Origin of the sequence: Streptomyces sp. NBC_00440, assembly GCF_036014215.1 — a bacterium.
In the GTDB taxonomy this organism is placed as follows: Bacteria; Actinomycetota; Actinomycetes; order Streptomycetales; family Streptomycetaceae; genus Streptomyces.
Map to the genome: position 1 here is coordinate 765,956 of NZ_CP107921.1, position 12,395 is coordinate 778,350.

At 70.5% G+C, this 12,395-nt stretch carries 11 protein-coding genes; 8 read left to right on the forward strand and 3 right to left on the reverse strand.

Going from position 1 to position 12,395, the window contains the following annotated elements; genetic code table 11:
- Window positions 1-36: 36 nt before the first annotated feature.
- Window positions 37-831 (reverse strand): metal-dependent hydrolase, encoded by a 795-nt coding sequence (locus tag OHB13_RS03445; RefSeq protein WP_266859423.1) that lies wholly within the window; start codon window positions 829-831, stop codon window positions 37-39.
- Window positions 832-964: 133 nt separating this feature from the next.
- Between OHB13_RS03445 and OHB13_RS03450 the strand changes: the two genes are divergently transcribed.
- From OHB13_RS03450 to OHB13_RS03465, 4 genes are all read left to right on the forward strand, one after another.
- Window positions 965-3,487: a DEAD/DEAH box helicase gene (locus tag OHB13_RS03450; RefSeq protein ID WP_266859421.1), complete on the forward strand. Its 2,523-nt coding sequence runs from the start codon at window positions 965-967 to the stop codon at window positions 3,485-3,487.
- A gap of 82 nt (window positions 3,488-3,569) precedes the next feature.
- Window positions 3,570-4,442: an acyl-CoA thioesterase gene (locus OHB13_RS03455; RefSeq protein WP_266859419.1), complete on the forward strand. Its 873-nt coding sequence runs from the start codon at window positions 3,570-3,572 to the stop codon at window positions 4,440-4,442.
- A 115-nt stretch (window positions 4,443-4,557) separates the two neighbouring features.
- Window positions 4,558-5,706, forward strand: a complete 1,149-nt coding sequence (locus OHB13_RS03460; RefSeq protein WP_328375533.1) for a D-alanyl-D-alanine carboxypeptidase family protein — start codon at window positions 4,558-4,560, stop codon at window positions 5,704-5,706.
- 92 nt (window positions 5,707-5,798) lie between these two features.
- Window positions 5,799-6,287, forward strand: coding sequence for a glutathione peroxidase (locus OHB13_RS03465; protein WP_266859415.1), 489 nt, complete (start codon window positions 5,799-5,801; stop codon window positions 6,285-6,287).
- 108 nt (window positions 6,288-6,395) lie between these two features.
- Here the strand turns inward: OHB13_RS03465 and OHB13_RS03470 are convergent, their stop codons facing one another.
- On the reverse strand, window positions 6,396-7,652 hold the full coding sequence (locus tag OHB13_RS03470; RefSeq protein ID WP_328375535.1) for an acyl-CoA dehydrogenase family protein: 1,257 nt from the start codon (window positions 7,650-7,652) through the stop codon (window positions 6,396-6,398).
- Window positions 7,653-7,859: 207 nt separating this feature from the next.
- Here OHB13_RS03470 and OHB13_RS03475 point away from each other — a divergent pair, with 207 nt between their 5' ends.
- Window positions 7,860-8,519, forward strand: coding sequence for a TetR family transcriptional regulator (locus OHB13_RS03475; RefSeq protein ID WP_266859411.1), 660 nt, complete (start codon window positions 7,860-7,862; stop codon window positions 8,517-8,519).
- Between the two features lie 52 nt (window positions 8,520-8,571).
- Here the strand turns inward: OHB13_RS03475 and def are convergent, their stop codons facing one another.
- Window positions 8,572-9,111: a peptide deformylase gene (gene def, locus OHB13_RS03480; protein WP_266859409.1), complete on the reverse strand. Its 540-nt coding sequence runs from the start codon at window positions 9,109-9,111 to the stop codon at window positions 8,572-8,574.
- Between the two features lie 115 nt (window positions 9,112-9,226).
- Between def and OHB13_RS03485 the strand changes: the two genes are divergently transcribed.
- From OHB13_RS03485 to OHB13_RS03495, 3 genes are all read left to right on the forward strand, one after another.
- Entirely contained in the window at window positions 9,227-10,465 is a 1,239-nt protein-coding gene (locus tag OHB13_RS03485) for a MurT ligase domain-containing protein (protein ID WP_266859407.1), read from the forward strand.
- Window positions 10,466-10,482: 17 nt separating this feature from the next.
- On the forward strand, window positions 10,483-11,211 hold the full coding sequence (locus OHB13_RS03490) for a type 1 glutamine amidotransferase (RefSeq protein WP_164265137.1): 729 nt from the start codon (window positions 10,483-10,485) through the stop codon (window positions 11,209-11,211).
- Between the two features lie 141 nt (window positions 11,212-11,352).
- The gene (locus OHB13_RS03495) at window positions 11,353-12,378 is read left to right on the forward strand and encodes a 6-phosphofructokinase (protein ID WP_266859403.1); all 1,026 of its coding nucleotides are present in this window, start codon (window positions 11,353-11,355) and stop codon (window positions 12,376-12,378) included.
- Window positions 12,379-12,395 lie beyond the last annotated feature (17 nt).

Sequence of the window (12,395 nt, forward strand, 5' to 3'; positions counted from 1 at the left end):
CCTGCCCGACCGCGCACCGCGCCGGTCACGGCCCGCTCAGATGACGCCGAGCGCGACCGCGCAGCTGACTCCGCCCGCCACCATGAACACCGGCATCAGCACCTTGAGCTCCACCCAGCTGCCCGCGCGGAACCGCATGAACTTGGGCGGGCCGACATGGCGCCAGTGCTTGCGGCCGAGCGGTATCGGCCAGAAGATCGGGCAGCCCGAGACCGTGATGGCGTCACCGATGTCGTGAATCAGGGCGCCCAGCAGGATCGGCAGACCCAGCCACATGTAGTTCTGGTGGGGGCCGGTGAAGAACCAGTCCGCGCCGTTGCCCGGCTCGGACAGGATCTGGGCCAGGATCCACGCACCGGCAGCACCGAGCAGCCACACCAGCACGGTGCTGCTGGACGGGCGCGAGGCCCGCCAGAGCAGCCCCTCGATGGCGAGCACCACATGGACGAAGAGGATGCCGAGGACCGCCCAGCGGCCGCCGTAGATCGCCAGGGCGGAAGCTCCGGCGCCGAGCAGTACCGCCCACACCCCGGTGTGGGTGAGGGTGCGGTGGCCGCCGCCCTTGCGGGCGTCGCCCTTGCCCCTCGTCGCCCTGTACACGACAGTCGCCAGCGCGTCCACGAGCGCGCACAGCCCGTGCGACAGCGGGCCGAACGCGTTGGATATGGTCGCGGCCTTGTGATCAAGGTCGGGTGCCAGCGCCGCCCCGGCGCTGATCAGCGCTCCGACGACGAGGACCGGCCACGGCATCGGATGTCCGTACGCGGTCGCCGCCGCCCCCACCCCCAGCCAGGCTGCCGCTCCTGACAGCGAGTGCGCCGGTCCCATCATGGTTCGTTCCGCCCCGTATTTCCGTTGTGCTGAAGCCCAGTTGAGGACTGTTCGAGAGGGAAGCGTATCGCTCGTGATCTTCGCGCGGGCAGCCGGTTCCCCCTTGAGCGGGTAAGGCAGGCAAGATGGAGGCGTGACCCTTATCGATCAGCTCCCCACGACCGCCGATCCCGATGCTCTCTTCGAGGCTTTCTCGTCGTGGGCGGAGGGTCAGGGCATCACGCTCTATCCGGCTCAGGAGGAGGCGCTGATCGAGGTGGTGTCCGGGGCCAACGTGATCCTCTCCACTCCCACCGGCTCGGGAAAGAGCCTGGTGGCGGCCGGTGCGCACTTCACCGCGCTGGCTCACGACAAGGTCACCTTCTACACCGCGCCGATCAAGGCCCTGGTCTCGGAGAAGTTCTTCGACCTGTGCAAGCTCTTCGGCACCGAGAACGTCGGAATGCTCACCGGCGACGCATCGGTGAACGCGGACGCCCCGGTCATCTGCTGCACGGCGGAGGTGCTGGCCTCGATCGCGCTGCGCGACGGCAAGTACGCCGACATCGGCCAGGTCGTGATGGACGAGTTCCACTTCTACGCGGAGCCCGACCGTGGCTGGGCGTGGCAGATCCCGATCCTGGAGCTGCCGCAGGCGCAGTTCATCCTGATGTCCGCGACCCTCGGTGACGTCTCCCGGTTCGAGGAGGACCTGACGCGGCGCACCGGCCTGCCGACCTCCGTGGTCCGCTCCGCGAGCCGCCCGGTCCCGCTGTCGTACGAGTACCGGCGGACCCCGATCACCGAGACGCTGACCGAACTGCTCGAAACCAAGCAGTCGCCCGTCTACATCGTGCACTTCACCCAGGCCGCAGCGGTCGAGCGCGCGCAGTCGCTGATGAGCATCAACATGTGCAGCCGGGAGGAGAAGGACCGGATCGCCGATCTCATCGGCAACTTCCGCTTCACCACCAAGTTCGGCCAGAACCTCTCGCGTTATGTGCGCCACGGCATCGGCGTCCACCACGCCGGCATGCTCCCCAAGTACCGCCGGCTGGTCGAGAAGCTGGCGCAGGCCGGTCTGTTGAAGGTCATCTGCGGTACGGACACCCTGGGCGTGGGAGTCAACGTCCCCATCCGTACGGTGCTGTTCACCGCGCTGACGAAGTACGACGGGACACGGGTCCGCACGCTCCGCGCCCGGGAGTTCCACCAGATCGCGGGCCGCGCGGGCCGGGCCGGGTTCGACACGGCCGGCTTCGTCGTCGCGCAGGCACCCGAGCACGTCGTCGAGAACGAGAAGGCGCTCGCCAAGGCGGGCGACGACCCGAAGAAGCGCCGCAAGGTGGTCCGCAAGAAGGCGCCGGAAGGTTTCATCGCCTGGAGCGACACCACCTTCGAGAAGCTGATCGCCGCCGATCCCGAGCCGCTGACCTCGCGGTTCCGGGTCACCCACACCATGCTGCTCTCGGTGATCGCCCGGCCGGGCAACGCGTTCAAGGCGATGCGCCACCTCCTGGAGGACAACCACGAGCCGCGCAAGGCGCAGCTGCGGCACATCCGCCGCGCCATCGCGATCTACCGCTCGCTGCTCGACGGCGGTGTGGTGGAGCAACTGGACGCTCCGGACGCCGAGGGCCGCATCATCCGGCTGACCGTCGACCTCCAGCAGGACTTCGCGCTCAACCAGCCGCTGTCCACCTTCGCGCTGGCCGCGTTCGACCTGCTGGACGCCGAGTCCCCCTCGTACGCACTGGACATGGTCTCGGTGGTCGAGTCGACGCTGGACGACCCGCGGCAGATCCTCGCCGCCCAGCAGAACAAGGCGCGCGGTGAGGCGATCGGCCAGATGAAGGCCGACGGGATGGAGTACGAGGAGCGCATGGAGCGGCTCCAGGAGGTCACGTACCCCAAGCCGCTCGAAGAGCTGCTGGTGCACGCGTACAACGTCTACCGCACGAGCCACCCGTGGGTCGGCGACCACCCGGTGTCGCCGAAGTCGGTCATCCGTGACATGTACGAACGGGCCATGACCTTCACCGAGTTCACCTCGCACTACGAGCTCGCCCGCACCGAGGGCATCGTGCTGCGGTACCTCGCGGGTGCGTACAAGGCGCTCGACCACACCATCCCGGACGATCTGAAGTCCGAGGACCTCCAGGACCTCATCGCCTGGCTGGGCGAGCTGGTCCGCCAGGTGGACTCCAGCCTGCTCGACGAGTGGGAGCAGCTGGCCAACCCGGAGGTGGAGACCGCGGAGCAGGCCGCCGAGCGGGCCGACCAGGTCAAGCCGGTCACCGCCAACGCCCGCGCCTTCCGGGTGCTCGTACGCAATGCGATGTTCCGCCGGGTGGAGCTGGCGGCGCTGGACAACGTGGCCGCACTCGGCGAGCTGGACGGCGACGCGGGGTGGGACGAGGACGCCTGGGGCGAGGCGATGGACGCCTACTGGGACGAGTACGACGACCTGGGCACAGGACCGGACGCGCGCGGCCCCAAGCTGCTGATCATCGAGGCGGACGAGGAGAACACCTCGCACGGGCTGTGGCGTGTACGGCAGATCTTCGCCGACCCGAACGGCGACCACGACTGGGGCATCAGCGCGGAGGTGGATCTCGCGGCCTCCGACGAGGAGGGCCGCGCGGTCGTCCGCGTCACCGCCGTGGGCCAGCTGTGAGCCGGGCGGCCGCTGTGCCCCGGGCAGGGAAGCGGACGACCTCTGTGACCCCGGAAAACGCTGTGACCTGGGAGGGCACCGTATGACGAACCCCACCGAGAAGCTGATCGACCTGCTCGACCTGGAGCAGATCGAGGTCGACATCTTCCGCGGCCGCAGCCCCCACGAATCCCTGCAGCGGGTCTTCGGCGGGCAGGTCGCGGGGCAGGCCCTGGTGGCGGCCGGCCGTACCACCGACGGCGAGCGGCCGGTCCACTCGCTGCACGCGTACTTCCTGCGCCCCGGCAGGCCGGGGGTGCCGATCGTCTACCAGGTGGAACGGGTCAGGGACGGCCGCTCCTTCACCACCCGCCGGGTGACCGCGGTCCAGCAGGGCCGCACCATCTTCAACCTGACGGCGTCCTTCCACCGGCCGGAGGAGGGCAGCATCGAGCACCAGGCACCACTGACCCGCGATGTCCCGGACCCCGAGTCACTACCGGGGGTCGCGGACGAACTCCGTGAGCACCTGGGCGAGTTGCCCGAGGCACTGGAGCGGATGGCCCGCAGGCAGCCCTTCGAGATCCGTTACGTCGACCGGCTGCGCTGGACCCCCGACGAGATCAAGGGCGCCGATCCGAGCAGCGCGGTGTGGATGCGGGCCGTCGGCCCGCTCGGCGACGACCAGCTGATCCATACCTGCGCGCTCACCTACGCCAGCGACATGACGCTGCTGGACGCGGTCCGTATCCCGGTCGAGCCGCTGTGGGGGCCGCGCGGATTCGACATGGCTTCGCTGGACCACGCCATGTGGTTCCACCGCCCGTTCCGTACCGACGAGTGGTTCCTCTACGACCAGGAGTCGCCCATCGCGACGGGCGGCCGGGGGCTGGCCCGCGGCCGGATCTTCGACCGCGCGGGGAATCTGCTGGTCTCGGTCGTCCAGGAGGGACTGTTCCGCAGGCTCGGCGCCTGAGCGGGACCCGGGGACCGGTCCGGTCGGGCTAAGCCACGGAGCGGACCTTTCGGACTTCTCCTACGGTGTGATCATGTCGCAAGCGATGTGGTGTTCTGTCAGGATCCGTGCGGCCGTGGCCGTTTCCCTGCCCGCACTGGTACTCGCCTCTCTCTCACCGGCCGCGCGGGCCGACAGCCGGCCCGCGCCCGAACCGGCCGCGGACAGCGGGCAGTCCGCGCTGTACCGCACCGGTGTCCAGGTCTCCCCCGGAGCCGCCAGACCGCCCGCGGCGACCGCCCTGTCGTGGATGGTGACCGATCTGCGGACCGGCCGGGTACTGGCGGCCAGGAACGCGCACCGGCAGCTCCCGCCGGCCAGCACGCTCAAGACGCTCTTCGCGCTGGCCGTGCTGCCGAAGTTCCCGCCGAAGGAGGTGCACCGGGCGGCGGAGAGCGACATCACCGGGCTCCAGCCGGGGAGCAGCATGGTCGGGGTCAAGGAAGGCACCCGGTACACGGTCGCCGATCTGTGGCGCGGTGTGTTCCTGGCGTCGGGCAACGACGCGGTGCACACCCTGGCGATGATGAACGGCGGTCTGCCGGCCACCATCAAGGACATGCAGGCCGCCGCCCGCCGGATCGGGTTGCGGGACACCGTCGTGAAGTCCGCCGACGGATACGACACCCCGGGGCAGCACTCCTCCGCGTACGACCTGTCCGTGATCGCCCGTGCGGGAATGGCGAATCCGGAGTTCCGGCAGTTCGCCTCGACCAGGACGGCCCGGTTCCCGGCCTCGGGCGGACCCGGCGCGTTCGGCATCCAGAACACCAACCGGCTGCTCGTGGGGTCGCACGGTGTCGTGCAGTACCCCGGCCTGCTCGGGGTGAAGAACGGGTACACGACCGAAGCGGGCAACACCCTGGTCACCGCCGCCCAGCGGAACGGGCGCACCCTCCTGGTGACCGTCATGAACCCGCAGTCGGGCCAGCCGAACGACGCCTACAACGAGACACGGTCCCTGCTGGACTGGGGGTTCGCCACCTCGCCCACCGCGACCCCGGTGAGCGTGCTGCCCGGCGTCCGCCCGGCGCACCCCTCGGCGCCCGCCGCCACCCCGGCGGACGCCCGGCACACACCCCCGGTCGCGGCGTCGCAGACCTCGCACGTCTCGGTCTCCGGCCGGATGGCGTTCCTCTTCGCGGGCGGAGTGGCCGCAGCCGCGCTGGCCTGCGCCCTGCTGATCGCACGGCGCCGGGCGCGCAGGCAGGGCGGGCGGGCCTGAGGCGGTGCACGGCCCCAGGCCGGGGCCGTCGGCCGGGTGTCCACGGGTCTCTGGAACAGTACGTACCACTGACCTACGAACAGGAGCTGGCGATGAGCCTGTACGACATCCCTCTGCGCACCCTGACCGGCGAAGCGACGTCCCTGGCCGACTACCGGGGCAAGGCGGTGCTGCTGGTGAACGTGGCGTCCAAGTGCGGTCTCACCCCGCAGTACGCCGGTCTCGAAAAGCTTCAGCAGCAGTACGGGGAGCGCGGGTTCGCCGTCATCGGCGTGCCCTGCAACCAGTTCGCCGGCCAGGAGCCGGGCAGCGCCGACGAGATCCAGACCTTCTGCTCGGCCACCTACGGCGTGACGTTCCCGATGCTGGAGAAGACCGACGTCAACGGTGCGGAGCGGCATCCGCTGTACGCGGAGCTGACGCAGGTGGCCGACGAGGCCGGTGAGGCCGGGGACGTCCAGTGGAACTTCGAGAAGTTCCTGATCTCCCCGGCGGGCGAGGTCGTCTCCCGGATCCGCCCGCGTACCGAGCCGGAGGCGGCGGAGGTCGTGGCGGCCATCGAGGCGCAGCTCCCGGCCTGACACACCGGGGTCCGGACACCGGATCCGCCGGAGCAACCTGAACAGGCCCGCGGGGGCGTGCCCCCGCGGGCCTGTTCAGGTGTCCGGCCGGTCTTCCGGCCGGCCGGGTCAGCGGATCGGCATACCCGAGAGGGTCCGGGCGATCACCAGGCGCTGGATCTCGCTGGTGCCCTCGAAGATGGTGTAGATCGCGGCGTCGCGGTGCATCCGCTCGACCGGGTACTCACGGGTGTAGCCGTTGCCCCCGAGGATCTGGATGGCCTGGGCGGTGACCTTCTTGGCCGTCTCGCTCGCGTACAGCTTGGACATGGAGCCCTCGGCCGCGGTGAACGGCTTGTTCGCCGATGCCATCCAGGAGGCGCGCCAGACCAGCAGGCGGGCCGCGTCGATCTGCGTCCGCATGTCGGCGAGCTGGAAGGCGACGCCCTGGTTGTCGATGATCGGGCGGCCGAACTGGCTGCGGGTCTTCGCGTAGTCCAGCGCGACCTCGTACGCGGCCCGCGCGGTGCCGACCGCCATGGCGCCGACCGCGGGGCGGGAGGCCTCGAAGGTGGCCATCGCCGCGTTCTTCACCCTCCCCCCGCCTTCGGCGGGAGGTGCCCCCACGCCGCCGCCCTGCTTCGCGCGCTCCCGGGCGCGGGCCAGCCGCTCGTCCAGCTTCTCCTTGCCGCCGAGCAGGCAGTGGCCGGGCACCCTGACGTCCTCCAGCACGACCTCGGCCGTGTGGGAGGCGCGGATGCCGTGCTTCTTGAACTTCTGGCCCTGCGAGAGGCCCGGCGTCCCCGGCGGGACGATGAACGAGGCATGGCCCTTGGAGCCGGCGTCGGGGTCGACCACGGCGACCACGACATGGACGTTGGCGATGCCGCCGTTGGTCGCCCAGGTCTTGGTGCCGTTGAGCACCCACTCGTCCTTGGCCGCGTCGTACACCGCGCGGGTCCGCATCGCCGCGACGTCCGAACCGGCGTCGGGCTCGGACGAGCAGAAGGCCGCGACCTTGACGTCGACGGCGTCTCCGTACATTTGCGGGATCCAGGTGCCGATCTGCTCCTCGGTGCCGTTGGCGAGGACACCGACGGCGGCCAGGCCCGTCCCGACGATCGACAGCGCGATGCCCGCGTCGCCCCAGAAGAGCTCCTCCATGGCCATGGGGATGCCGAGCCCGGTCGGGTCGAAGAACTGCTGGGCGTAGAAGTCGAGCGAGTAGATGCCGACCTTGGCGGCCTCCTGGATCACCGGCCAGGGCGTCTCCTCACGCTCGTCCCACTCGGCGGCAGCCGGGCGGATCACGTCCGCGGCGAATCCGTGGATCCAGTCGCGGACCTCCTTCTGATCATCGTTGAGTTCGAGCGTGAACTCGGCCATGTCCCCTCCAGCACTGCGTTCCATCGGTTTGTTACTTGCGGTAACCGCAGTCTGTTACTGGCAAGTAGCACCTGTCAACCTCCGCGATCGCCCCCGGCGCGGGCCCCCGGCCGGGTGTTACGTTCTCGGCGGGGGCCGGATCAATCAGCGGACGCAGCACGGGTCCGTGTCACAGAGCGAGAATCGCAGGGCGGGGAAGAGTTGCTCATGGGGACCACACAGGCCGGACAGGCCACACAGACCGCACAGCAGCGGTCGGCGCACAGCCGCCGCCGGGAACTGCTGGAGGCCGCCGACCGGGTCGTGCTGCGGGACGGCCCGAAGGCGTCCATGAACGCCATCGCCGCCGAGGCGGGGATCACCAAGCCCATCCTCTACCGGCACTTCGGCGACAAGGGCGGCCTCTACCGGGCACTCGCCAAGCGCCACACCGACGCGCTGCTGAGCGCGCTGCGGGCCGCACTGGACGCTCCGGCCGGGCGCCGCGAGCGGGTCGAGGCCACGCTGGACACCTATCTGGCGGCGATAGAGGCCAGGCCGCAGGTCTACCGCTTCCTGATGCACCCGGCCGACGACGGCCAGCAGCCCGAGCAGGCCTTCGACGTGGGACTGCACTCCGCGCCACTGCTGCGCAGGCTCGGCGAGGAACTGGCCAAAGTCATCGCCGAACGCGTCGACCTCGGGCCGGACAGCGAGCAGCTGGCCCGGGTCTGGGGCCATGGCATCGTCGGGATGATGCATGCGGCGGGCGACTGGTGGCTGGGTGAACGGCCCTGCCCACGGGCGCAGTTGGTCAGCAGTCTCGCCGATCTCCTCTGGGGCAGGCTCTCACTGGCCACCGACCGCGCGGGCGGACCGGGCTTCTGACACATCCGGATGAACACCCGGCCGGACAGGACCTGGTGGGACCTGGTGGGACCTAGTGGATGAGGCCGGCCTTGCGGGCGGCCCGCAGCGCCCTGCTGCGGCGCCGGCCCGACAGCCGGTCCGTGTACATCAGCCCTTCGAGGTGATCGCACTCGTGCTGGAGGCAGCGTGCGAAGAATCCGGTACCGCTGACGGTGACCGGCTCGCCGGTCACGGAGAAGCCCTCCACGACGGCGTGGTCGAAGCGCGGGGTGCCCGCCTCGACGCCGGGCAGCGAGAGGCACCCCTCGGCGCCACGCACGGTGACCCCGTCCGCCTCCACCAGCCGGGGGTTGACCAGGTGCCCGAGATGGCGGACGTCCTCGTCGTCCGGGCAGTCGTAGACGAACACCCGGAGCCCGACGCCGATCTGATTCGCCGCGAGGCCGACACCGTGTGCCGCGTACATCGTGGCGAACATGTCCTCGACGAGCCGGGCGAGCGAGGTGTCGAAGCCGGCCACGGGCTCGCAGGGCGCGTGCAGCACAGGATCGCCGTGCGGACTCATCGTCCGCACGGCTCCGGAACTGCCGGGGATCGGGCGGTTTCGCATGGCGGCAAGCGTACGTTCCCGCCGGAACCGCGCCGCCCCGGCGGTGCCGAGGTCGGGCGCACGGCCGGATCTCGATAGGCTGAGCCCCGCGCCGACGCAAGGAGGATCTAGGACGATGGACGGCAACACGGAGCCGCTGTCGCCGCGGGCCAAGCTGGCCGTGACGGCAGGCAAGGCCGCGGCAGCGGTATCGCGCGCCGCGGGGCGCGGCAGCGGATCGGTGATCGGCGGCAAGGTCGCGCTGAGGCTCGACCCCGACCTGCTCGGGCGTCTCGCCCAGCACCTGGACGTGATCCTGGTCTCGGCGACGAACGGCAAGACGACCACGACCCGGCTCATCGCCGAGGCGCTGCGGGCCGCGGGACCTGTGGTGTCGAACGCCCTGGGCGCCAACATGCCGGCGGGCATCACCTCCGCGCTGGCCGGCGGTTCCGACGCGCGCTTCGGTGTGATCGAGGTCGACGAGAAGTACCTCGCCGGGGTCGCACGCGACACGACGCCCAAGGCGATCGCCCTGCTGAACCTCTCCCGGGACCAGCTCGACCGGGCGGGCGAGACCCGCATGCTGGCCGAGCGGTGGCGCGAGGGGCTGGCCGGGACGAAGGCCGTCGTCATCGCCAACGCCGACGACCCGCTGGTCGTGTGGGCCGCTTCGTCATCGCCCACCGTGGTCTGGGTCGCGGCCGGCCAGGAGTGGAAGGACGACGCCTGGTCGTGCCCGTCCTGCGGCGGTGTGCTCCAGTGGCCGAACGACGAGTGGTTCTGCGCGGACTGCGGTTTCCGCCGTCCGGCGCCCAGTTGGGCGCTCTCCGGCGACTACGTCCTTGATCCGCACGGCTCCGCCTGGCCGATCCACCTCCAGCTGCCGGGCCGGGCGAACAAGGCGAACGCGACGACGTCGGCAGCCGTCGCGGCGACCTTCGGCGTGCCGCCCCAGGTCGCCCTGGAGCGGATGTACGGGGTGCAGGCCGTCGCCGGCCGCTACGACGTGGTGTCGTTCCTCAACCGCGAGGTGCGGCTGCTGCTCGCCAAGAACCCGGCCGGCTGGCTGGAGACGTTCTCGCTGATCGACCCGCCGCCCACGCCGGTGATCCTCGCCGTCAACGCCCGTGGCGCCGACGGCACGGACACCTCCTGGCTCTGGGACGTCGACTACACCCGGCTCGCGGGCCACCCGATCTTCGTCATCGGCGACCGCAAGCTGGACCTCGCGGTACGGCTCGAAGTGGCCGGTCTCCAGTTCCAGGTCTGCGAGACCGTGGACGAGGCGGTCCAGTACGCGCCGCCCGGCCGGATCGAACTGATCGCCAACTACACCGCGTTCCAGGACGTGCGCCGCCGCGTCGGCAACTGACCTCAGAGGAAACGATGATGAGCGACAACAGCCTGCGCCTGGTGTGGGTCTACCCGGACCTGCTGAGCACCTACGGCGACCAGGGCAACGCCCTGGTGGTGGAGCGCCGGGCCCGCCAGCGCGGCCTGGATGTGACCCGTATCGACGTGCGCAGCGACCAGCCGGTGCCGACATCCGGCGACATCTATCTGATCGGCGGCGGCGAGGACCGCCCGCAGCGGCTGGCGTCCGAGCGGCTGCGCAGGGACGGCGGCCTCAGCAGGGCGGCCTCCAACGGCGCGATCATCTTCTCGGTCTGCGCCGGGTACCAGATCCTCGGCCACGAGTTCATCAACGACCTCGGCGAGCGCGAGCCGGGACTGGGGCTCCTCGACGTCATCTCGACCCGCGGCGAGGGCGACCGCTGCGTCGGCGACGTGTACGGCGACATCGACCAGCGGCTGGGCCTCCCTCCGCTGACCGGTTTCGAGAACCACCAGGGCATCACCCATCTCGGCCCGACCGCCCGCCCGTTCGCCCGGGTCCAGCTCGGCCGGGGCAACGGCACGGGCGACGGCACCGAGGGCGCGTACAACGACACCGTCTTCGGTACGTACATGCACGGCCCGGTGCTGGCCCGCAACCCGCAGATCGCCGATCTGCTGCTCAAGCTGGCCCTGGACGTCAACGCGCTGCCTCCGACCGACGACCGTTGGTACGAGGCGCTGCGGACCGAGCGGATCGCGGCGGCCACACAGCCCGCATGAGGCCTGATACGTACATCTGAGCGGCGTCCAGCAGGCGGACGCCCGCTACGTCTCCGTCACCCTCCGCCGGTAGGGTGACGGGGATCCAGCCCGGACGACGTGGTCCGGTCACAAGCCCACGTTGCAAAGGTAAGTCGGGCAATGCGAATTGGTGTCCTCACCTCCGGCGGCGACTGCCCCGGCCTGAACGCCGTCATCCGCTCGGTCGTGCACCGCGCCGTCGTCGATCACGGCGACGAGGTCATCGGCTTCCACGACGGGTGGAAGGGCCTGCTTGAGTGCGACTACCGCAAGCTCGACCTCGACGCGGTGGGCGGCATCCTGGCGCGCGGCGGCACGATCCTCGGCTCCTCGCGGGTGCAGCCCGCGCATCTGCGCGACGGTGTGGAGCGCGCCCGGGGCCATGTCGCCGACCTGGGGCTCGACGCGATCATCCCGATCGGCGGCGAGGGCACGCTGAAGGCGGCGCACCTCCTCTCCGAGGCCGGGCTGCCGATAGTGGGTGTGCCGAAGACCATCGACAACGACATCGCGTCGACCGATGTCACCTTCGGCTTCGACACGGCCGTCGGGGTCGCGACGGATGCGCTCGACCGGCTGAAGACCACGGCCGAATCGCACCAGCGGGTGCTGATCGTGGAGGTCATGGGGCGCCACACCGGGTGGATCGCGCTGCACTCGGGCATGGCGGCGGGCGCGCACGCCATCGTCGTGCCGGAGCGTCCCTTCGACATCGGTGAGCTCACCGAGCTGGTCGGCCGGCGCTTCTCGGCGGGCAAGAAGTTCGCGATCGTGGTGGTCGCCGAGGGGGCGAAGCCGCGCGAGGGCTCGATGAGCTTCGATGTGGGCGCCAAGGACATGTACGGCCACGAGCGGTTCGCCGGTGTCGCCAGGCAGCTCTCCATCGAGCTGGAGGAGCGTCTCGGCAAGGAGGCCCGTCCGGTGATACTCGGTCATGTGCAGCGTGGCGGCACCCCCACCGCGTACGACCGTGTCCTTGCCACCCGGTTCGGCTGGCACGCCGTGGAGGCCGCGCACCGCGGCGCGTTCGGCATGCTGACGGCGCTGCACGGCACGGAGATCACCATGGTGCCGCTCGCCGAGGCCGTGGAGACCCTCAAGACCGTGCCCGCGGAGCGGTACGCCGAAGCCGAGTGCGTCCTCTGAACGTTCCCCATTCGCCC

What these genes read in the sequence shown, in the direction of transcription:
- OHB13_RS03445 (WP_266859423.1), bottom strand. Translation starts at nt 831, where the DNA reads ATGATGGGACCGGCGCACTCGCTGTCAGGAGCGGCAGCCTGGCTGGGG.
- OHB13_RS03455 (WP_266859419.1), top strand. Translation starts at nt 3,570, where the DNA reads ATGACGAACCCCACCGAGAAGCTGATCGACCTGCTCGACCTGGAGCAG.
- OHB13_RS03465 (WP_266859415.1), top strand. Translation starts at nt 5,799, where the DNA reads ATGAGCCTGTACGACATCCCTCTGCGCACCCTGACCGGCGAAGCGACG.
- OHB13_RS03470 (WP_328375535.1), bottom strand. Translation starts at nt 7,652, where the DNA reads ATGGCCGAGTTCACGCTCGAACTCAACGATGATCAGAAGGAGGTCCGC.
- OHB13_RS03475 (WP_266859411.1), top strand. Translation starts at nt 7,860, where the DNA reads ATGGGGACCACACAGGCCGGACAGGCCACACAGACCGCACAGCAGCGG.
- def (WP_266859409.1), bottom strand. Translation starts at nt 9,111, where the DNA reads ATGCGAAACCGCCCGATCCCCGGCAGTTCCGGAGCCGTGCGGACGATG.
- OHB13_RS03485 (WP_266859407.1), top strand. Translation starts at nt 9,227, where the DNA reads ATGGACGGCAACACGGAGCCGCTGTCGCCGCGGGCCAAGCTGGCCGTG.
- OHB13_RS03490 (WP_164265137.1), top strand. Translation starts at nt 10,483, where the DNA reads ATGAGCGACAACAGCCTGCGCCTGGTGTGGGTCTACCCGGACCTGCTG.
- OHB13_RS03495 (WP_266859403.1), top strand. Translation starts at nt 11,353, where the DNA reads ATGCGAATTGGTGTCCTCACCTCCGGCGGCGACTGCCCCGGCCTGAAC.